Source organism: Mitsuaria sp. CC2 (assembly GCF_048957715.1).
In the GTDB taxonomy this organism is placed as follows: domain Bacteria; phylum Pseudomonadota; class Gammaproteobacteria; order Burkholderiales; family Burkholderiaceae_C; genus Roseateles.
In genome coordinates this window covers 77,119-98,774 of sequence record NZ_JARVXN010000007.1, presented here as the reverse complement: position 1 = coordinate 98,774, position 21,656 = coordinate 77,119, and the positions used below count along the sequence as shown (strand labels likewise).

Here is a 21,656-nt window from a genome sequence, read left to right as displayed (position 1 = left end):
ATCGGAACCGGGCGTAACAGCCCGCCCCGCAGGCCTCGCCTACGATGGGCCGATCCTTTCATCGGCAAAGACCCAGTCCATGCGTCGCCTCGGCATCACGATCCGCTCATGACCCCCATCCAGCAATGGCGCGCCACGCGCAACCTGCGCCTGCTGCTGCAGACGATCCGCGACCTGGTGGTCTCCATGTGGCCGCCGTTGCTGCTCGGCGGCGGCCTGCTGATCGCGGCCTACTGGTGGCTGGATCCGCAGCCGCCGCGCCAGGTGCGCCTGGCCACCGGCCCGGCCGGCAGCGCCTACGCCGGCTTCGGCGAGGGCTACGCGAAAGCGCTGGCACGCGAGGGCATCCAGGTGCAGCTCATCGGCAGCGAAGGCGCGCAGGACGATCTTTCCCATCTGCGCGCGGGCACCGCCGACGTGGGCTTCGTCCGCGGCGGCATGGCCGATCCGGCGGCCGATACCGAGTCCGGCATCGTCTCGCTGGGCAGCCTGTTCTATGAGCCGATCTGGATCTTCTATCGCCGCGATCTCGGCATCGCACGCCGCCAGCGCAGCGGCGAACTGCAGAGCCTGATCCAGCTGCGCGGCCTGCGCGTCAACGTGGACCAGGACGGCAGCGGCGTCCCGCAGATCGTCGAGAAGCTGCTGGCGCTGAACCAGTTGAAGCCAACCGATCTGCGGTTGTCGAATCTGGCGCCCGACGCCGCCGGCGCGGCGCTGCGCGAGGGCCGGCTGGACGCCGCGGTGCTGATCTCGGCGCCGCAAGCCGGCCTGATCCGCGCGCTGCTGCGCGATCCGGCCGTCGCGCTGATGGCCTTCGAGCAGAACGAGGCCTATTCGCGCCACCTGCCCTTCCTGTCCACCGTGACGCTGCCGCGCGGCGTGGTGGACCTGGCGGCCGACGTGCCGCCGCACGACGTGCCGCTGCTGGCCACCACCACCGCGCTTCTCGCGCGCGAGCAGACGCATCCCGCGCTGCGCCAGCTGTTCGCGCAGGCGGCGCTGGGCCAGCACAGCGGGGCCGGCTGGTTCAACGGCGCGCGCGACTTCCCCAACACCCGCACCAGCGAACTGCCGGTCAGCGCCGAAGGCGATCGCGCGATCAACGGCACGCCGCCCGCCTGGGCGCGCTACCTGCCCTTCTGGGCCGGCAATCTGCTGGAACGCATGTGGCTCGTGGTCGGCGGCCTGCTGGTGCTCATGCTGCCGCTGTCGCGCGTGGTGCCGCCGCTCTACACCTTCCGCGTGCGCTCGCGTGTGTTCCGCTGGTACGCACGGCTGCGCGAGGTGGAAGCCAAACTGGAAACCGGCACCGGCGAGCGCGAAGCCTTGCTCGACGAGCTGGACGAACTGGACCGCGTCACCCACCGCATCGCCGTGCCGCTGTCGTATGCCGAAGAGCTCTACGCGCTGCGCAACAACATCCATGCGGTGCGCAAGCGGTTGCTGGCGCAGCGGTCGCAGCCGACGGACGGAGCGACGAACAGACCGTCGAACGGACCGACGGACGGACCGCGCGCCTGATCAATGGGCCGCGCGACGGCTTGCAGATCGTCCGCCTCGCATGAAACTGCGCACCTGTTTCTGCATTGCCGCCCTGGCCCTCAGTCCGCTGGCCGGAGCGGCGAATGTCCGGGTCGCCGAAGGCGAGGATGCTGCATCAGCGTCTGTTCGGTAGGCCACACCCCCCACTGTCGAGTTTGTTTACAGTGAGCGCGCCGGGTTGACCCCTCTCGTCAAGTTAGGGATTGCAAATGCGGCCCAACCCCTTTGATCGACCATCGTTTTTTTGTGTTTCCATGAAAAGTGGCACAAAAAATGCTGTCTTGATGATTTTCCAAGGAGAGTCGTCATGCAAAGAAAAAGTCGCACGTTCGGACAGGCACTTGCCGGCTTCCTTGCCGGTGCCGCGTTGTTGATGGCGGGTGGATCCGCCAACGCCGATGTGGTCTACAGCTTCACTGCCAATTCTTCGTACAGCGGGTTTGGCACAGGAGCGTTCAGCTTCACGGTGCCGACGTTCATTTCCACCCCGGACTACATCCCGCTGGCGAGTCTTGACTCGTGCACGACCTCGCTGGGCACCTGCGGTTCCCCGCAAGGCTTCCTGTCCATGTCCGGATACGACACGGTGGGCTTCAGGCCGGACGAGTTCTCGACGGTCTACTACTACTTCGACGCTGGCGTGTTTTCCCAGTTCGGCACCTTCGAGACCGTCCTGTTCGGAACCGAACAACACGGCACGTTGACGATCAGCTCCGTGGATGCCCAGGAGGTGCCCGAGCCTGCGAGCATCGCGCTGGCCGCGATCGCCCTGTGCGCCGTGGGTGCCGCTCGTCGCCGAAGCGCGAAGCCATGAGCGGTCATTGATCGAATCGTTGATCGACTGAAACCGGCCCTCGTGGCCGGTTTTTCATTGGTGGGGCTTTCAGATATCCGGACGGGCCGCTCCAGCCGCGCGCCGCCTCGAAAGGCGCTTGTTCTCGGACTGTTTCAAGCGCAGCGCCGCAGCGCGAACGGAAGGTGCGCTGACTTGACACCGCGCCACGCTCAACCCCGCCCAAGCCTGCACGGCGCGGCGGTACGTATGCAGTCAATTCCGCGCAGCGCGCGCTTTCGTTTGGACGCCCTCCCCCGCGAGATCCACGGGTGAGCGACGGAGCGACGGACATTGGTGACGCGAGTGGGGAGCAGGTTTTCCCATAGCAGAGGGCGCCCACGTCGCACCTCAAGTCGCACCTGACGTTGCACCTCAGGTCGCGCCTCATGCTCAAGAGCCCCGCAACGCAGTGCCGCTCCCATTCACCAACGTCCAACGCGCGCTTCACCAGGCTCAAGGTGTCGGTAGGCGAATCCCCACGAGCAGACGTGCCGGACGCCCCGTGGCCGGAACCGGGACCGGCCCGGCGTCCGATCACTGGCGACGGGGCACTCCGCGCGTCTTTGTCAGACCGCAGATGTGATCGATGTCACTAACGTACGTGACACGTTAATCTCGAGGGGCAGACGATTGACGCAAATCAAGCGGCAAGTCGGAACATGTCTGTCCACTGGCACCTTCGATGTCGATCAATGACAGATCCCACAGACGGCCAAGCCGCAGCGCACTCTCCCATCAACAGGTCCATTCCGCCATGACAGGAGCATTCCATGAGACTGAACACCCCGGTGACGCAACGTGAATTTCCTTTCCCGCAAGGAAAGACATTGGTTTCCGTCACCGACCTCAAGGGTCGTATCGTCTACTGCAACAGCGCATTCATCGACGTCAGCGGTTATTCGAAGGATGAGTTGTTGGGCCAGCCACACAACCTGGTCCGCCATCCCGATATGCCCGCGGAGGCATTCCGCGACATGTGGGCCACCATCGGAGCCGGAAAGCCGTGGACCGGGCTGGTGAAGAACCGGCGCAAAGATGGGGACCACTACTGGGTCATCGCCAACGCCACGCCGATGTTTCGCGACGGTGCGACGGTGGGTTTCTTGTCGGTTCGGGTAGCCCCGAGTCGGCAGGAGGTGGCGATGGCCGAAGATCTCTACGCGACGCTGCGACGAGAAGCCGAAGGGACACACCGCGCGACCGGCCGCACGACCGGCCTGAGTCGAGGCGAGGTGGTCCGCGTTGATGCCGTGGGTCGTGCCGCCAGCGCCGTGCGGCGGCGGTTCGCCGCGGTGGGCTGGCCGGGGGCGATGGCCGCGGGTGCGGCAGCCCTTGCGTTCGGCCTGGGCCAATTCGCTGCGACGCCCTGGGGCCTTGCGCTGGCGATGGCCGCCGGACTCGCCGCCCCGTTGCTGCAACGGCGCATGCATGCCCGCGCGCTCGACGACCTGTGTCGGGTGGCCACGCAACTGGCCGGCGGCGATCTGGACGTCACGATCGCACCTCCGGACCGTACGCCGGTCGGTCAATTGCGACAGATCGTCAGGCAGCTCAGCGTGAACCTGAAGACCGTGATTGGCGACGTCGCCGGCGAAATGGACCAGTTGCGCAAGGCCGTGGCAGAGATCACCGCGGGAAACCTGGACATGTCGTCTCGCACCGAGGCCCAGGCCGGCAGCGTTCAACAGACGGCCGCGTCCATGGAGCAGATCAACGGCACCGTGCAGAACAGCGCAGCTTCTGCGCAGCAAGGCGCGGCATTCGTGCGCGGCTCGGCGATCAGCGCCCGTGCGGGAAACGAGTCCGTGGATGAGCTGGTGGGGGTGATGACATCGATCTCCGAATCGTCCAGCCGAATCGGCGACATCACTCACGTGATCGAGGGCGTAGCCTTCCAAACCAACATCCTCGCGCTGAACGCGGCCATTGAAGCGGCCCGCGCCGGCGAGGCCGGTCGCGGCTTCGCGGTCGTGGCCTCCGAGGTCCGCGCACTGGCCGCCCGCACAGGCGCGGCCGCCCGGGAGATCAAGCAGCTGATCGAGGAGGCGGGCAACCGCGTTGCGGCTGGCAATCGACAGACAGGACAAGTGCGCACGCACATGCATGAAGTGGTCAACAGCTTCGGAGAAGTGCAGTCGTTGCTTGAACGAGTCAGCCACGCTGCCGTTGAACAACAAAGCGGCGTGGCACAGGTCAACTGCGCGGTGGCTCACATCGACGGCCTGACGCAGCAGAACGCGGCGATGGTGGAAGAACTCGCCGCCTCCGCCCAGGCACTGACACTGCAGGTGGAAAACGTCAATGATTCACTGCAGCTGTTCCGGCTCGACGCGAGCAAGAAGACGCTCGCCGAGCGCGACGCGGTGGCGCTTCGCCGTGAAAGGCAAGCCGCCTGAACAAGCGCACCGGACCGCTCGCCGGCGCCGCAATGACCAGGCTGCCGGCGCGTGAGCATCCATTCGCCCCTTCGGCCAGAACGCCCGCTGTTTGGGTCCACTCGAGCCATCGCCGGCGTCCGGTCCGACTCCACAGCGCCGGCTGACAAACCGGGAAGAGGCTCGCCGGCGCAGACGCTTCTCTGGTTCGGCCACGTCATCAAGATTGATGAGACGGCGTCACCGCCACGCAGAGCCTGTTTGCTAGAGCGCGCTGCGATGCGACGCTTTGCGCGTTAGAGTCGGCGAGCAACGAACAACGAACGACAACGGCAGGGAGACCGCATGCAGACTCACGTCACGGCGGGACGTGGTCGGATCCGAGCTGCGCTCGGTGTCTTCACGGTGGGCGTCGTGCTGACCGCTGCGTCCGCGTCGCACTTCGCGGCGCAACACGAGCAAGCACTGCGGGATCGGTTGCATGAGCGGGTGAATGCGGCCGCTGAAGGGATCAGGGATCGCATTGAACGGTATCAGTTCGGGCTGCGCGGCGCGCGTGGCGCACTGGTGGCCATGGGTGAGGCGGGGATCAACCGCCGAGCGTTCGCCCGCTACATGCTCAGCCGCGACATGGCCGCGGAGTTCCCCGGCGCGAGAGGCTTCGGCTTCATCCGCCGGGTGAGCGAAGCTCAGTTGCCAGCTTTCATCGAGGCCGCGCGGCGAGACGGAGCTCCCGCATTTGAGGTGCTCATGTTTTCCCCGCACCCCGGGGATCGCTACGTCATTGAGTACATCTACCCGCTGGAGACCAATCTGGGCGCGACCGGGCTGGACATCGCCTCGGAGTCCAAACGTCGCCGTGCGGCTGAGGAAGCGATGCTCAGCGGCGAGCCACGTCTCACGCCGCCCATCACCCTTGTGCAGGCCGATCAACGGCCCAGGCAGTCCTTCCTGTTTCTGATGCCGTTCTATCAGGGACAGGCGTCCGCGGGCAGACCGAACCGGCCGGAGGAGCAACTGATCGGCTGGAGCTACGCACCACTGGTCATTGACGAAGTCTTGGCCGGCATGGCGGACCGTCTCAGGGACCTCGACGTCGAACTCTTCGACGAGGGAACGGGCGAGCGGTTCTACGCGGCAAATGAGGGGTCTGCCGACGGCACTCCGCGGATGAACATGTCCGTGCAGCTGCCCGTGTATGGCCGCATCTGGCGCCTGCACGCCAGCACCACGCCGGCCATCGTCGCCTCCATCGGCGCTCCCCCGGTAGCGCAGGCCTGGACCGCCGGATTGGCCCTGTCGCTGCTTGCCGGCGTGTCGGTCCATCTGCTGCTTCATCGCCGTGCCCAGCACCGGGCGTGGCTGGGCCTGCCCGATGCCATGCATGGTGTGACGCTGCGCAACTTTTTCGGCAGCCCGCTGGGGCGCGGTGGCCTGTCGCTGTACTGCGCGGGGCTCGCGATCTATGCAGGAATGGGGTATCGCTCGCTCCGTGAGGACGCCGAACGCATGTGGGAAAGGGACCTGGACGACGCAGTCACGGCGCGCGCGCGCCAGATCGAGCGGGCGTTGAGCGCTCGACGTCAGGCGATGGAGTTTCTTGCCGCGACGCCTTTCGCGACCACCGACGGCAGCCCGGCGCCCCTCAAGCCCACAACGATGCTGCCGCGAATCCAGGCGCTGGCCCAAGCGTATCTGCGCGGCGCACCCGAGGTGCTGGCGCTTGACTTGGTGTGGCTGCATCGTGAGGGCCGTGCCAAGGTCCCCAGCCTCTTCACGCCTGAGGCGGTCGCGATTGGAACGGGAGCCGGGCCTGTCGAAGTCAAACGAATCCTTCGCGGATCCGACGGTCGATTGCAACCCGTCGCTGGCGTTCTGGCCGACCACGGGCGCGAGCTCATCCGCCAGCTGCTCCAGCATCCCGCCAGCACCGTCGTGTACTCGCCTTTGCGGCGGGAATCGATGGGCGCGGGCCAGGACACGGTGGTGTTCAGGGCCGCAGTGATCGTGCGCGACGCCATGGGCAGGCCCATGGCCGCGATGGTGACCACGGTGGACGCGTCGCGTCGAGCGTCCGATCTCGCGCTCCCCCTTCCACCGCAGATGTCGCTGGTCGCCATGAATGATCGGCGCCAGCTCGTCACGCCGCCCGCGGTTGGCTCGAGTACCGCCGCCACGCTCAGCGCGCTGCAAAGCGTGAACGCCCTGGACGCCCTGGCCGATCCGATCCCGGTGCCCGGGCGCGCGCTCCTGCAACGCGCGGATGGCCCCGGCGGCGAACTCTGGACGGTGCGCCGCGCGTTGGCCTACAACCCGGATTGGCCCGCCGCCAATGTCACCTACGTCGCCAGTGTGCCCTTGTCCGCCGTGGAGCAGTCGCTGCGCCACGAATTCCTGCAGCGCCTGCAGATGCCGCTGGCCGGCGGCCTGCTGGGCGGCGCGCTGCTGTTCTTTTACTGGACGGGGCTGCAGCGGCAGTTGCTGGTCCGCGCGCAGCACTTGCATCAGGCCGCGCTGCTGGACCAAACGCATGACGCGTTCATTGCCGTGGACATCCACGGACGCGTGCTGTCGTGGAACAAGGCGGCCGAGCAGATCTTCGGCCTCGCGGCGCGCGACGCCCTGGGTCAGGCGTTGGTGAATCTGGCCCCGATCGACGCACCGTGGCCCAGCGATCTCAAGGCGGGGCAGGAAGTCGAATTCACCACGACCCTGTCGACACCTGGTCGGGCGTGCGTCCGCCCTGCTCCACAGACCGTTGAGCGGACTCCAGATCAGAACGTGGAGCAGAACGTAGAGCAGACCGGCGAGCAGTCCGCAGGACGGGCAGTCGCGGGCGCCGCGGCGCCCGGCGACGAGGACGCGACCCTGCAGCAGGCACCGGATTCAAGCGAGCCGCGCTGGGTGTCCATCCACTGCCTGCGGCTCATGGAGCCGGGGCCCTGGGGGGCCGACGTGATCGTGATCGTGCGAGACGTCTCCGTGCAGCGCCAGGTGCGGCTGCGGCTGGAGGCGCTGAACGACCGACTCGAGCGCGACGTGCAAGCCCGCACCCAGGACCTCGCCCAGGAGCGCCAAAGGCTTTCCAACATCATCGAAGGCACGGCGGTGGGCACCTGGGAGTGGCTGGTCCAGGACGGCCAGGTCCTGTGCAACGAACGGTGGGCCGCCATGCTCGGCTTCAGGCTGGCCGAGTTGGATCCGATGACGATGGCGCGATGGCGCGAGCGGCTGCATCCACAAGACCTGCCCGACTTCGAGCTGGCGTTGGAGCGCCATCTCCAACGTTGCGATCCCGTGTTCTCCTGCGAGATCCGGATGCGGCATCGGCAGGGCAACTGGGTCTGGATCCAGTCCCTGGGCCGTGTGGTGTCCCGAACCGCCGACGATGAGCCGGAATGGATGGTCGGCATCCATCAGGACATCACCCCGATCAAGACGGCCCTGGACAGGCTTGCCAGCACCGCGTCGCTGCTGCAAGGCGTGCTGAGCGCCGCCACCGAGATCTCCATCATTGCCACCGACGACCAGGGCACGATCACGGTTTTCAATTCGGGCGCGGAGCGACTGCTCGGATACCGTGCGCAAGACGTCGTGGGACGTCACTCGCCGGCGCTGATCCATCTGAAGGAAGAGGTGGACGCCCGTGCCGAGGAACTCTCGCGCGAGACCGGCAAGCCGGTGTCGGGCTTTAGCGCCCTGGTCCGGATACCGCAACTGCACGGGTCCGAGAATCGCGAATGGACCTATGTGCGCAAGGACGGTACGCACTTCCCCGTCTCGCTGGTCGTGACCACGCAGCGCGACGCAGAGGGACGGCTGCTGGGCTATCTGGGCATCGCGCAAGACATCACCGCGCGCCGCCAGGCGGAGCAGACCCTGCGGCTCGCGCGCGACAACGCCGAGGCGGCAAGCCTCGCCAAGAGCAGCTTTCTGGCCAACATGAGCCACGAACTCCGCACGCCGATGAACGCGGTGCTGGGCATTGCGCATCTGCTCAAGCGGTCCTCACTCGGCCAGGACCAGCGCCAATTGCTGGGCAAGCTGGAGACGGCAGGCAAGACACTGCTGGCCATCATCAACGACGTCCTGGACCTGGCCAAGATCGAGGCCGGGGGGCTGCATGTCGAGTGGGCCGCCGTGGAGCCGCGCAAGGTGCTGGCCGAGCTTGGCGAGCTGCTCGACGCCCAGGCCGGCGCCAAGGGCCTGCAGCTGCGCACCGCTTGCGCAGAAGAGGTTCCCGCCCACGTCGCCAGCGATCCCCTGCGGCTGCGCCAGATCCTCCTGAACCTCGTGGGCAACGCCCTCAAGTTCACCGCCCGTGGCGGCGTGAGCGTGTCGGTGCAAAGGGTGGCCACCCCGACTGGGCATGCGCTCGCCTGGACGGTGGCCGACACCGGCATCGGCATCTCGGATGAGGCCCGGCAACGACTCTTCCAGCCATTCGTGCAGGCGGACGTCTCGACGACGCGGCGATACGGGGGGACGGGACTGGGTCTGTCCATCGTGCGAGAGCTGACCGGCTTGCTGGGAGGCCACATCGAGGTCAGCAGCGTGCCCGGACAGGGCAGCACTTTCACGCTCACGCTTCCCGAGCGCGAGTTGCCCGGTTCCCGCCGAGTCGGCGACCTCCAGCTCGTGTTGCTCGGCCTGTCCGAAGCGCCGCTGGTGCAACTGCGCCATCTGTGCAAGCGCTTGGGCTGGTCGACCCACACCGCCGCGAGCGTCGCGGCCCTGGATGCCGCCTCGCCAACGGATGTGGTGATTGGCGACGCCCAGGCCCTGAATGCGCTGCGGCAGTCGGGCGGCGCGTCGCCCCTAGCGGGCGTGGCCACGATACGACTTGACGCTGACGTCGACGTCGACGTCGACAGCGACAGCGACAGAAATAGCGATGGCGATCGCGATGGCGAGCGCGCAAACGCCCACGCGGACGCCAACGCCGTCCTGCGCGCGCCGATCAGTCCTTCCAAGCTGTTCAACGCGGTGGCGGCCGCGCTCGCGCCTCGGCGCGACTATGAGCGGCTGCTGAGGCACACGCGTTTTGACGAAGTGGACGTTCAATGGTTGCGTGGCCTGTGCGTCCTGGTGGTGGACGACAGTGACATCAACCTTGAGATCGCACGCAGCCTGCTGGAGCGCGAAGGCGCGACGGTGCGGACCGCCGCCAACGGACAAGAGGCCTTGACGGCGCTGAGGGCGGACACTGACGTCGCAATCGATGCCGTGCTGATGGATGTCCAGATGCCGGTGATGGACGGCTTGCAGGCCTGCCGGATCCTGCGCCAGGAGCTGCAGATGTCCCTGCCCGTGATTGCACTCACGGCGGGCGCGCTGGACGATGAGCGCAACCGCGCGCTCGAGGCGGGCATGACCGACTTCCTCTCCAAGCCCCTGGAGCCGGCCGTGGTCGTGCGCTCGCTGCGTCTGCACATTGACCGCGCCGCCTCTGAGGAGGTGATGGATTGCCAGTCCGTCGCAGTCTTCGGGCTTGACAGCGCCGGCGATCGACATGAAGCTTGACCCACAAGACTGGCGTTTGCCACGCGCCGTGCCGCGTCCCTCGCGTGCGCGGCGATCGGCGTGATGCCGGCAGGGAGGCCGACAATGTCCATCGCTTTGGAGTTCGACGTCGAAGGCGCGCTCAGTCGCCTGGGCGGCGATCAGCGTCTGCTGTGCCGCTTGCTGGACCGATCCCGCGAAGAGTTGGAGGGCGCGCTGGCCGGGTCGGCGGACCCGATGCGGGAGTCAACGATGGCCGCCTCGCTGCACCGCCTGCGCGGCGGTGCGCTGGGGCTTGGCGCCATTGCCGCGGTCAAGGAACTTCAGCTGGCGGAGTCTGCATTGAAGCTGGGCAGCGCCAACGAAGTCCACGTCCATCTTCGATGCGCGCTGGAGTCCGTTCGCCGCTACCGGGAACGGATGGCGCACGCGTCCGAGGCCGTCGCTGTGCGACGCTCATGACCGAGCGATCCGCGGACCGTGGCGCCATGCAGGCCACGTCGTCGCCTTTCCAGCACGTGCTCATCGTCGACGACAGTCCCGCGATCATCCAGTTGACGGCGCGCATGTTGCACGGCACGGCGCGGCTGAGCTTTGCCACCAGTGGCGAGCAGGCACTCAGCCAGATGCGCGACAGCGCGCCAGACCTGGTCCTGCTCGATGCGGAAATGCCGGGCATGTCCGGGTTCGAGCTCTGCCACCTCATGAAGGCGGACCCCGATCTTTGTGGGATCCCCGTCATGTTCGTGACCGGACATGGTGAATCCGATGTGGAGCTTCGTGCTTTCGAGGGCGGCGCGGTGGACTTCATCACCAAGCCGCCCCATGAAACCGTGCTGCTGGCACGCGTGCGCACGCAGCTTCGCATCAAGGGCCTGACCGACGAGTTGCGCCGCCTGGCGACGACGGATGGCCTAACAGGCGTTGGCAATCGCCGCCACTTCGACGAGGTGTTGCAACGGGAATGCCAGCGCTGCGCGCGCAGCGCCAGTTCACTGTCCATGCTCATCGTGGACGTCGACCACTTCAAATCCTACAACGATCACTACGGCCATCCGGCTGGTGACGAATGCCTGCGGGCCGTGGCCGGCGCTCTGGCCTCGGTGGCGCAGCGCCCGGGCGATCAGCTGGGTCGACTCGGCGGCGAGGAGTTCGCGCTGTTGCTGCCCGAGACCCCTCTCACGGGAGCCATCGATGTGGCGCAAGGCGCGCTGCGCGCGGTGCGCATGCGGGCGCTGCCGCACGCGGCCTCGCCCACCGCCGCCCATGTGACCGTGAGCATCGGCGTGGCCGCCCTTCCGGCGCCCGGCCAGGAGCATCTCGCGCCCAGCGCTCTGATGAGCTTGGCCGACCAGGCGCTGTACCGGGCCAAGTCGGGCGGCCGCGACCGCTGTGAGCCGCGGGGCAGTTGAGGTCACGATGATGCGTTTGTCCTTTCGCCGGCTCCAGGCAATGAGCCTGACCGAGCGGTCGGTCGTTGCAACCATGGCGTTGATGTGCCTGACGGCGGCCATTGCCGCGCTCGTCTACTTTCACATGCACGAGCAGAACCGGCTGGAGCAGTCACGACGGTTCCAACGCGTCAAGGATCGGGTGGTCGACGAAATCCAGGCACGAATGCGCCTGTACGAGTACGGATTGCGCGGCACCCGCGGCGCGGTCGCGGCGGCTGGCGACGGTCTTGACCGGGCGGCCTTCGCCCGCTACGGCGCGAGTCGCAACTTTGCAGAGGAGTTCCCGGGGGCACGTGGGTTTGGCTTCATCAGACGGGTGAGGCCTTCGCAACAGGCCGCGTTCCTGCGGCAGCTGTCAGCTGCCATCCCGGCTGGAGAAGCCGGCCCGGCCATCCAGCCCTCGGAGCACGACTGGTTCGTGGTGCAGTACATCGAACCGCAAGAGCGCAACCTGCCAGTGATGGGCATGGACATCTCCACGGACGCGGTACGACGCGACGCCGTCGTGAAAGCCATGCGTTCCGGGCAAGCCACCCTGAGCGCCCCCCTGACCTTGCTCCAGGATGCCGGCGCACCGCTGAGCGGACTTCTGCTCGTATTGCCCGTCTATCGATTCGGCCTGCCGGTGACCACGGCGTCGGAGCGCGAAGCGGCCCTCTTTGGCTGGGTGTATGCGCCGCTTCGCATGGACGAGGTGCTGCGGGGTCTGGATGTGGAGAGCGAGCACTTCGAACTTCGAATCAGGGACCGAGCGGCCGCACCCGGCCGGTGGCTGTACAGCAGTACCCAGGACCTCTTTTCTGCTCCCGCCAGCGAACCGGTCGCCAGGCTCGGACTCTTCGGTCGCGAATGGGACGTCGACCTGCAACCCACACCACTGTTCGCGCAATCGCTCCAACTGCCGCCGCCGCACCGCGAAGTGCTGGAGATCGCGATCCTGGGCGGGGTCCTCACCGCGCTGATGGTGAGCTACGTGCACCTGTCCGACCGCGGCCGAAAGCAGCGCCTGGAGCAGTCCCGCCGAGCGGCCATCGTGCAGGGATCGGACGACGCCATCGTGGTGCAGACCCTGGCGGGCGTGGTGACCGACTGGAACGACGGCGCCCGACGTCTTTTCGGCTACGAGGTCGAGGAGGTGCTTGGGCACACGGCGCTGCAGTTGCTCGTTCCTCCCGGTCGCGAGGGCGAGGATGAGTTCATGCTCGCGGAAGTGGCAAAGGGTCGACGCGTGAAGGCCTTCGAGACGCTGCGCCGCCACAAGGACGGATCGTTCATCGAGGTCTCGATCTCCGCCGGTCCCATCCTGGAGCACGACGGCACGGTCGTGGGTCTGGCCAAGACCCTGCGCGACGTGCGCGAAGCCCGCTCGGCCGCTCGTCGCGTCACCGAGCTCAACGCCGACCTGGAGAACCAGGTGAAGTCGCGCACCGCCGATCTTGAGTCGGCACGCCAGGCCCTGCAGACGGTGCTGGATGCGATGCCCTCGCAGATCGGCTACTGGAATACCGAGCTGCGCAACGTCGTGGCCAACAAGACCTACGGCACTTGGTTCAACCTGGATCCCCGACAGGTACCGGGGATGCACCTGCGCGACCTGATCGGAGCGCAACTCTTTGACGGATCGCTGCCGCACCTGCAAGCGGCCTTGCGTGGCCAAGCGCAGCGCTTCGAGGAAACGGTCGCTGCGACCGCAGGCAAGCCTGCCCGCCACGCCCTGGTGCACTACCTGCCCGATGTCCAGGACGGCGAGGTCAAAGGTTTCTATGCCTTTGTCCACGACGTCACCGAGCTCACCGAAAGTCGACTGCAGCTCGCCGCGGCCCAGCGTGACAACGCAGCCTTGCTGCAGACTTTGCATCAGCACGCCATCGTGTCGGTGGCGGACCGGGCCGGGCGCATCATCGACGTGAACGAGGCGTTTTGCAGCGTCTCGGGCTTCGAGCGATCGGAACTCCTTGGTCAGAACCACCGCATCGTCAACTCGGGTCACCATCCCCAGGAATTCTGGACAGAGATGTGGCGCACCATCAGCAGCGGCCAAAGCTGGCGGGCCGAGGTCTGCAACCGCGGCAAGGACGGCACCCTGTATTGGGTGGACAGTGTCATCGCGCCGTTCCTGGATGCGCAGCACCGCGTGGAGAAGTACGTCTCGATCCGTACCGACATCACCGACCGCAAGCACACCGAGATGGAGTTGCAGCGCACCCTGAGCCTGCTGCGTACTGCCATGCACGAAGCCGAACAGGCCAACGACTCCAAAAGCCGCTTCCTGGCCAACATGAGCCATGAGATCCGCACGCCCATGAATGCAGTGATCGGCTTGTCGCATCTGCTGGAGAAGACCGCCCTCGACGCGGACCAGCGCGGCATGCTCAAGCGGGTGCTGGTCGCGGGCAAAGCCCTGCTGTCGCTCATCAACGATGTCCTGGACTTCTCCAAGATCGAAGCCGGCGAAATGTCGCTGGAGCGCATGCCGGTGGACATCAACGAGATCGCTCGCGACGTCTCGGCGCTCATTGAACTGTCAGCGCGCGACAAGGGCGTGTCGTATGTGCTGACGGAGGATCCGTCCGGCCCCCATCTGCTCGAAGGCGACCGCACGCGGCTGCATCAGGTGCTGCTCAACTTGCTGAGCAACGCGGTCAAGTTCACCGACACGGGCGAGGTGCGGCTGACCCTGCGCCATACACCGGTGAGCGTCGACTTCATGGACGTGACGATGGAGGTGCATGACACGGGCATCGGGATCAACGAGGCGGCCAAGGCCCGCCTGTTCTCGCCCTTCGTGCAGGCTGACGCGTCCACCACGCGGCGCTATGGCGGCACCGGGCTCGGACTGTCCATCGTCAAGCAACTGGTGGAGATGATGGGCGGGCGCGTGGACGTGGACAGCGCCGTGGGGCGCGGCAGCCGTTTCACCGTTTCCCTGCGACTGCCTCGCCTGGCCGCCCAGCCGGTCCCTTCGCCGTGGGAATCGCACATGCCTGACAGCCACCGTCTGGCGGGGACGCGACTGCTGGTGGTCGACGACAACGAGGTCAACCGCGAGGTTGCCGCCCGCGTCCTGCGAAGCGAAGGTGCGGAGATCGAGGTCGCTTCAGACGGACGTCGAGCACTGGACATTCTGACGGCGCGTTCGCAGGACTTCCACGCCGTGCTGATGGATGTCAACATGCCTGTCCTGGACGGCCTGGATGCGACGCGTCAGATTCGCGGCCCGCTTGGGCTTGGTGAGCTGCCCGTGATCGGGCTGACCGCCGGGGTTTCGTCCTCTGAACGCAGCCGTGCGCTTGCCGCCGGCATGAACGCCATCATCGGCAAGCCCTTCGACCCAGACACGCTGGTGAGGAACATCCAGCGCCTGCTGCTGGCCGCCGATTCGTGCGGATCCTCCGCATCCGCCCCGTTGCCAGTTGTCGCCCAGCCGCGCAGCCACCCCGCCTCGCCCAGCAGCAATGAGCTCGCTGTCTGGCCGCGCTGGCCTGGAATTTCAGCTGAAAGGTCATTCAGGCAGCTCAAGGGCGAAGCGTCGCTGTTGCACCAGTTGGTTCGCGGCATTCGGCGCGCCGTCGACGCACTGGATTCGGACACGACGCTTGCGCAGGACGCGCGAGGCAGGTTTTTGCATGACATCAAGAGCATGGCCGGCACCATCGCCGCCGACGCGCTCGGCACGCTTGCCGCCGCGGCCGAATCCAAACAGCGCGAGGGGCGTTGGCATACGGCAGCACATGATCTGGCGGAAATGCGCCGGCTGATCGCTGAATGGCCGCAGGTGCCGCTGGCGCAAACGGTGGCCGCGATCTCGGACGAGACGACGGCGGCAGACCGCTCCCCCGCAGGCTGGGCGCCGCCCGCGGCACTTGGCCCGCCCGTAGACGCGGCCGCCTTGCGCGAGTGGCAGGCACTCCTGAGGTCGCACGATTTTCGTGCGATGGCGTTGTTCGCCGAGTTGAAGGACTCGCTCATCGGGTGGCTCGGCGCGGATGCAGTGTGGATGCTCACCGAGCAATTGAACGAGCTTTCTTTCGACGCCGTGGCCGACTGGGTGGGCGAAGTTCATCACCACGCATCGGCCGCCGAGCACGGCAAACCTCTCTCTTCTTCCATCGCCGGGTCCGAGAGGCCGAACCACTGCTGCAGGTAATGGATCCGACCCTTGCAAGGCGGATCAGCGCGGAGTTTTGCAGAGTGTCCCTAGCAGTTGCTTTCGCAAAGGTCCACCGTCGGCTCCCGCGATGACTTGGGAAACACGCTGAGAAGCTCACGCAAAGACCCCACCGGCATGGGCTTGCCGAACAGGTATCCCTGATAAAGATTGCATCCTCGAGATCTCAATTGCTCGAATTGCGCCGCCGTCTCGACGCCCTCGCAGACCGACATGAGATTCAGTCGGCCAGCCAGGGTCAGCATGGTGTCGAGGAGTACGGCACCGCAAGGACTATCTCCGAAATCATCGATCGCGAGCGGGAAGCCTTCTGCGTGCAATTCCATCAGCGGCCGCTGTGAGCGCCCGTCTTCGCTCATTGCCGCCGATTCAGTCAGTTCGACCTCGATGTCGCCAGGTTGGAGTCCTGATTGTTCGACGATCGCGCGCAGCGACGACACCAGATCCGGCTCGGCCAACTGATGGGCCGACAGATTGACGGCAATGCGCTGGATCGACAGGCCGTCCGCTCTCATGGCCGCCAGATCCCTGCAGACGCGACGCATCACCTGAAGCCCCAGCTGATGAATGCAGCCGCCGGACTCCGCCAGCGGAATGAAGACATCCGGCGGTATCGCACCTTGCGTCGGTTGGGTCCAGCGCGCCAGGGCTTCCGCCGCCACCGGGCGGCCGTCAGCGTCCAAGATCGGCTGATACAGCACGAACAGCTCGTCCTTCTCCAGCGCCTCGACCAGATCCCGTTTGAGTCTATGCAGTCGACAGGCTTCCCTGTCCTGCGAGGTGTCGAAGACTGCCAGGCCGCCTGCGCGGGACCGTTTGGCGGCCTGCAGGGCCACGTGCGCCATCCTGAGCGCCTCCGACGGACCATTGGCGTGGTCCAGCAGCGCCGCTCCCACGCTCACTGAAGGCGAGAGCCTGAGACCGTCCACCATGATGGGCACGCCCATCGCGGCGCGCAGCGCCGTCAGCGACTCCGTGAGCGGTTCGTTGAGCGTGGCGGGCAACAACAGCCCGAACTCATCGCCCCCGGTACACGCGGTGGTCTCGGAGCCGTTGAAGACCTTCATCCGTGGAGGCAGACTTGGCAAGCTGCTGCTGCCATCGACGGATGCGCGCGTCATGACGACGGTTGGACACACCCCACACCTTCAGCCCGACGCCTTGCGCGATCAGCAGGACCAGAATGTCGCGGAGGAGGTCTTCGACGAGTGCTGCCCCGCCCATGCAGACAGAGACAGTGACGGGTGCGGCGGCATCCCGCGATTCGGTGGCGCCGCAGGCGGCCGGGCTGAACGCGTCGAGAGCCCAGCGCGAATCACGCGTGCGGAACTCCTGCGCGCAATCGCTGCCCTTGCACACCCTCAGGCTCGTCGCACCAGACACCTGATTCAGGCCGCGATACGCGATCTCTGCCGGTCCGTCGTCCGTGGTCCGTGTCGACTGGATCAGCGTATCCGCACCTGCCTTCGCGACAGCTCTCAGATCGGCCAGGCCGTAGTGCAAGGTCGTCGCGATCAGGAGGATCGCCGCGCCCATCGTCGTGATCAGCAGATACACCCACTGCCGCTCTTTCGGGGAGGGTTCGGGCGCTTCGACATGAGCGATGGATGGCAAGGTGTTCCACCGAAGCCGCTGTCATCCGATGCCCTACATCGCCAGATGAGCCATCAGCAGGGCGAGATCCCCGGAGTCACCCAAAGGCGTTCCCGTCTCCGACGTGTCTTCCCGTGGCGTTTCCTGCCAAGCCTTGTCGGGCAGGATCCGCCGCGCCGAGTCTTCGAAAGACTGACCCTGATCAACGAGCTCGTTCAGCGCTGCGCCGGCCTTCTCCCAGTTCTCCTCTCGAATGAGACGCTCGGCGTTCGCTGCCGCCGTGCTCAGGCCGGTGCCGCCGAGCGTGCCGGCGAGGGACTTGAAGTCATGCAGCCCGGCCGAAAGCGAACGCCAGGACGCCCGGTCAACGGGCTGCGCATCCCGCAAGGTTGCGGCGGCGGCAAGCGTCCGCCGCAACTGCAGCACCATCCGGCGCAGCAGCATCGCGTCGCCTCTCAGGTTGCGGAACGAGATTCGGCGATCCAGCATCGCGATATCCGGCCAGTCGTCCGAGGGCTCGGCCGCCGTCATCAGCTCCCGCCGTCGCGACGAGCCCTGGCCGCCGTTCGACGTCGAGGACGCGCCCACGGACACCTGCGCGGCGACGGTCCACGCGAGGACTTCCGGGTCGAAAGGTTTGCCCACCACGGCGCTCATCCCCGCAGCCCTGGCGGCGGCCCGCTCTTCCTCGGAAACCCCCGCCGTCAAGCCGATGATCGGAAGATGTCGTTCGCCGCCGTTGAGCTGCAGGATCCGGCGCGCGGCTTCCAGGCCGTCCATCACAGGCATCTGCACGTCCATCAGGACCGCATCGATGGTGCGCCCTCTCGCCTCGACGAAGTCGACGGCGTCCTTCCCGTTGGCCGCCAGCGAAACGGTCACACCTTCCTCACGCAGGATGCGCCCGGCGATCTCCCGATTCAATTCGTTGTCATCCACGACCAGGACATGTCGACCCTTCAGCGCGTCCCGTCGCGACAGGCCGGTCCGCAGGGGGGCCGGATCCGCGGGCGCCGCTTCGCAGGCGGCAAGTTTCACCGCCACCTCGAACGCGCTGCCTTCCCCGGGGCGGCTTCGCAGGGAGATGGTTCCGCCCATCAGATCCACGAGCTGCCGCACGATGGACAGGCCCAGGCCGGTTCCCCCGAAGCGGCGGGTGGTCGACGTGTCGGCCTGGACAAAGGGGCGGAACAGCTGGGTCTGCACGTCCGGCGGAATGCCGATCCCGGTGTCGATGACCGCGACGGTGATCGGCAGAAGACCCGCTTCATCGGCGTCCCCTGCGCGCACCGTCAGGGTGACCCGGCCCTGCGCGGTGAACTTGATCGCATTCGTGAGCAGGTTGAGCACGATCTGTCCGAATCGTGTCCGGTCGCCCGCCACCGCCAGTTCCGCCGGCACATCGCTGTCGAGCACGAAGTCGATGCCGCCTTGCCGCGCGGAGACCTCGGCCATGGACGCCACTTCCGCAACAAGTTCCTGAAGTCCGAACGGCGCAGCCTCAAGCACCATGTGCCGTGCCTCGATCTTGGAAAGATCGAGGACATCGTTGATCAACGCCAACAGCGTCCGACCCGCTGTGCTGACGATGGTCACCATCCTCGACTGTTCGTCGTCCAGAGGTGTCCGCCCCAGCAGGTGGGTCATGCCGATCACGGCGTTCATCGGAGTGCGGATCTCATGGCTGATGTTGGCGAGGAACCTGCTCTTGGCCTCATTGGCCTCTCGCGCCTCGCGCGTGGCCTCGGCCAGCAGTGCCGTCCGCTCCCGCACCTGCTCCTCCAGCGAGGCGTTGAGCTCTTTCATGCGCTGCTGCACCGCCTTCGCGTCCCTGACGTCGCGCAGGATCTTGGCCGAGCCCACGACAACGCCGGACGCGTCCCGGATCGGCGAGGCGGTGATGGAGACGGGAATCGGCGTACGGTCGCGAGCCAGTCGGACGGTTTCGAATGTCAGGACGCGCTCCCCTCGCGCGACGGTGTGCCGGATGGCGGCATCTTCTGCCTCCAGGTCGGGCGGCAGCAGCAGCGGCGTCGCGGCGCGTCCCTTGGCTTCGACCTTCGAATAGCCGAAGAGCCGCTCCGCGCCTTCGTTCCAGTCCGTGATGACGCCGTCGAGCGTCTGGACGACGATGGCATCCGCACTGCCTTCGACGATGGCCGCCCGCCGGGCCAGCTCCAGCCGATGTCCCCGGGTTCGATCGCCGAGCTGAACGAGGGTGGCGATCAGTGCCGCGACCGCGGCGCCCAGGGTCATCGCCAGCAGGCCCAGGGACGCGGCCGAGGCCTGGTGCAGCGAAGCGAAGAAGGCGGGGGTCGGCGACAGCACCGCCTCCCAGCGCCTGCCGTAAAGCGGGATGCCGACGCGCGCGCGGATCTCGCCGCCCGCGCTTGCCGGAGCGTTCGGTCCTGAAAAGAAGGGCCGCGTGGCGTCGTAGTCGAGGTCGTACAGGGCCAGCTCGTAGAGGGCTTCCCCGGTGTCAAGGCCTTGCAACACGTCCTCGATCAGCAGCGGGGCGTAGGACCACCCGACCAGTTGTTGCGCCGGTTGGTCGGGCCGGTCCTCCGACGGGCCTGGCCGATGGATCGGCAGAAGCAGCAGCAACCCGCCGGATCGGCTCCGATTGGCCTGCACCAGGGTCAATGGCGCGGTCAGGGTCGCTTCCAGGCTTCTGGCCGCGGCCATGGCGGCCTCCCGGCGCGACGGCTCCGAACCGATGTCCAGCCCCAGGGCCTCGCGATTGCGGTCGGCCGGCTCCACGAAGGTGATGACGAAACGGTCACCGCGATGCTCGCCCAGGGACTTGATGCTGAAGTCCGGGGCATCGACCTGTCTTCGTGCCGCGACAAAGTCGTTCTCATCGCTCTCCGGAACCCGGAGGACGATGCCGAAGCCTCGTGCGCCGGCGAACTCCCGATCGATCTGGCGGGAGGCGGCATAGCGCGAGAAACCTGCCCGCGTCAATCTCCCATCCGCGGCGACGGCCACGCCCCTGGCGCCGCGCAGGCCGTATTCGTAGCGATGCATCCGATCGACGATCTGCCGCGCGACCCGTTTGGAGATCAGGGCGAAGCGCTCCTCGGCGTCCCGTCGGTTGTGCGCGGCCTGGACCAGATAGCCGAACAGCCCACTGCACAAGGCGACGACCACGACCAGCAGAACGCCCAGGGTCACGGACCGCGCAGGCGCGACCGGCAGCCGGATGGCGTGCTGCCTCATGAGGATGCGAGGACAGTCGCGCCGTGTCCGGACGGGCGCGGCGTGGTCATGGCAGGATCGCCTTCCGACAGGCAGACGCGATTGCGTCCCAGCGATTTGGCGGCATAGAGGGCCTGGTCTGCGAGTTCGACCAACCTCGATGCGCCGTCCGATACCACGGCACAGGGCAGCGGCTGGCAGGCGGCGACGCCCATGCTGACGGTCACGCAGGACGCCGTCGGCGATGCGGCGTGGGCGACGTTCATGGATTCGATCTCCCGCCGCACCCGCTCCGCGGCTTCCTGGGCGCCGGTCAGACTCGTATCCGGCAGCAGCAGGGTGAACTCCTCGCCGCCGAAACGCGCGGCGACATCGGCGGCGCGACGCGCCTGCGTGCCGATCACGTTCGCGACCGCCTGCAGGCAACGGTCACCGGCAGGATGGCCGTAGTGGTCGTTGAAGCGCTTGAAGTGGTCCACATCGAGGATGACCAGAGACAGGGTGCCGCCGCTTCGGGCCGCACGAGCCCATTCCATGGACAACCGGCGATCGAAGTCCCCGCGATTCGTCAGCCCGGTCAATCCGTCCAGCGTGGCGGAGCGAAGCAGCTGATCGGAGAGGCTCTTGATCCTGAGCTGCGTGCGCACGCGGGCGACCAGCACGGCTTCGTTGATGGGCTTGGCGATGAAGTCCACGGCCCCGGAGGTCAGGGCGCGCACCTCGGCGTCCGCGTCGTCGTGACCCGTCACGAAGACGACGGGGATGGCGGCCAGTTCAGGATCTTCCTGCATCGTCTGGCAAACCTGGTTTCCGGACATGCCGGGCATCTGCTCGTCCAGCAGGACGAGGTCGGGCGCGCGCGATTTCATCGCGCGCAAAGCCGCCGGCCCGTGAGTCGCGAAGGATACGTCTGCAAGCGGCTCCAGCATCCTGCCCATCAAGGCGATCAGGTGGATGTTGTCGTCGACGATCAGGATGGACGGCAT

The 21,656-nt window shown here is 66.8% G+C and carries 11 protein-coding genes; 7 read left to right on the top strand and 4 right to left on the bottom strand.

All coding sequences use genetic code 11. The features are described from left to right. The first annotated feature begins 108 nt into the window (after nt 1-108). The 7 genes from PV762_RS04730 (at nt 109) to PV762_RS04700 (ending at nt 15,858) form a co-directional block, all read left to right on the top strand. Nucleotides 109-1,524, top strand: coding sequence for a TAXI family TRAP transporter solute-binding subunit (locus PV762_RS04730; protein WP_421033869.1), 1,416 nt, complete (start codon nt 109-111; stop codon nt 1,522-1,524). Nucleotides 1,525-1,852: 328 nt separating this feature from the next. After that, nucleotides 1,853-2,359 carry a PEP-CTERM sorting domain-containing protein gene (locus PV762_RS04725; RefSeq protein WP_421033868.1) on the top strand — a complete coding sequence of 169 codons (507 nt, stop codon included), beginning with the start codon at nt 1,853-1,855 and terminating at the stop codon, nt 2,357-2,359. A 791-nt stretch (nt 2,360-3,150) separates the two neighbouring features. Continuing rightward, nucleotides 3,151-4,776: a methyl-accepting chemotaxis protein gene (locus tag PV762_RS04720; RefSeq protein ID WP_421033867.1), complete on the top strand. Its 1,626-nt coding sequence runs from the start codon at nt 3,151-3,153 to the stop codon at nt 4,774-4,776. Between the two features lie 324 nt (nt 4,777-5,100). Beyond that, nucleotides 5,101-10,278: a CHASE domain-containing protein gene (locus PV762_RS04715; protein WP_421033866.1), complete on the top strand. Its 5,178-nt coding sequence runs from the start codon at nt 5,101-5,103 to the stop codon at nt 10,276-10,278. Nucleotides 10,279-10,362: 84 nt separating this feature from the next. Further along, nucleotides 10,363-10,719, top strand: coding sequence for a hypothetical protein (locus PV762_RS04710; RefSeq protein ID WP_421033865.1), 357 nt, complete (start codon nt 10,363-10,365; stop codon nt 10,717-10,719). Beyond that, on the top strand, nt 10,716-11,669 hold the full coding sequence (locus PV762_RS04705) for a diguanylate cyclase domain-containing protein (protein ID WP_421033864.1): 954 nt from the start codon (nt 10,716-10,718) through the stop codon (nt 11,667-11,669). The genes PV762_RS04710 and PV762_RS04705 overlap by 4 nt, the downstream gene beginning before the upstream one ends. Before the next feature lie 7 nt (nt 11,670-11,676). Continuing rightward, nucleotides 11,677-15,858 carry a CHASE domain-containing protein gene (locus PV762_RS04700; protein WP_421033863.1) on the top strand — a complete coding sequence of 1,394 codons (4,182 nt, stop codon included), beginning with the start codon at nt 11,677-11,679 and terminating at the stop codon, nt 15,856-15,858. Between the two features lie 50 nt (nt 15,859-15,908). On the opposite strand, the gene PV762_RS04695 is transcribed toward PV762_RS04700, so the two are convergent. The 4 genes from PV762_RS04695 to PV762_RS04680 form a co-directional block, all read right to left on the bottom strand. After that, nucleotides 15,909-16,946, bottom strand: coding sequence for a putative bifunctional diguanylate cyclase/phosphodiesterase (locus tag PV762_RS04695; RefSeq protein ID WP_421033862.1), 1,038 nt, complete (start codon nt 16,944-16,946; stop codon nt 15,909-15,911). Beyond that, nucleotides 16,897-17,436: a hypothetical protein gene (locus PV762_RS04690; protein WP_421033861.1), complete on the bottom strand. Its 540-nt coding sequence runs from the start codon at nt 17,434-17,436 to the stop codon at nt 16,897-16,899. Before PV762_RS04690 ends, PV762_RS04695 begins: the two co-directional genes overlap by 50 nt. Before the next feature lie 90 nt (nt 17,437-17,526). Beyond that, nucleotides 17,527-20,691, bottom strand: a complete 3,165-nt coding sequence (locus PV762_RS04685) for a CHASE domain-containing protein (protein ID WP_421033860.1) — start codon at nt 20,689-20,691, stop codon at nt 17,527-17,529. Then, on the bottom strand, nt 20,688-21,656 hold the full coding sequence (locus PV762_RS04680; RefSeq protein WP_421033859.1) for a diguanylate cyclase: 969 nt from the start codon (nt 21,654-21,656) through the stop codon (nt 20,688-20,690). The genes PV762_RS04685 and PV762_RS04680 overlap by 4 nt, the downstream gene beginning before the upstream one ends.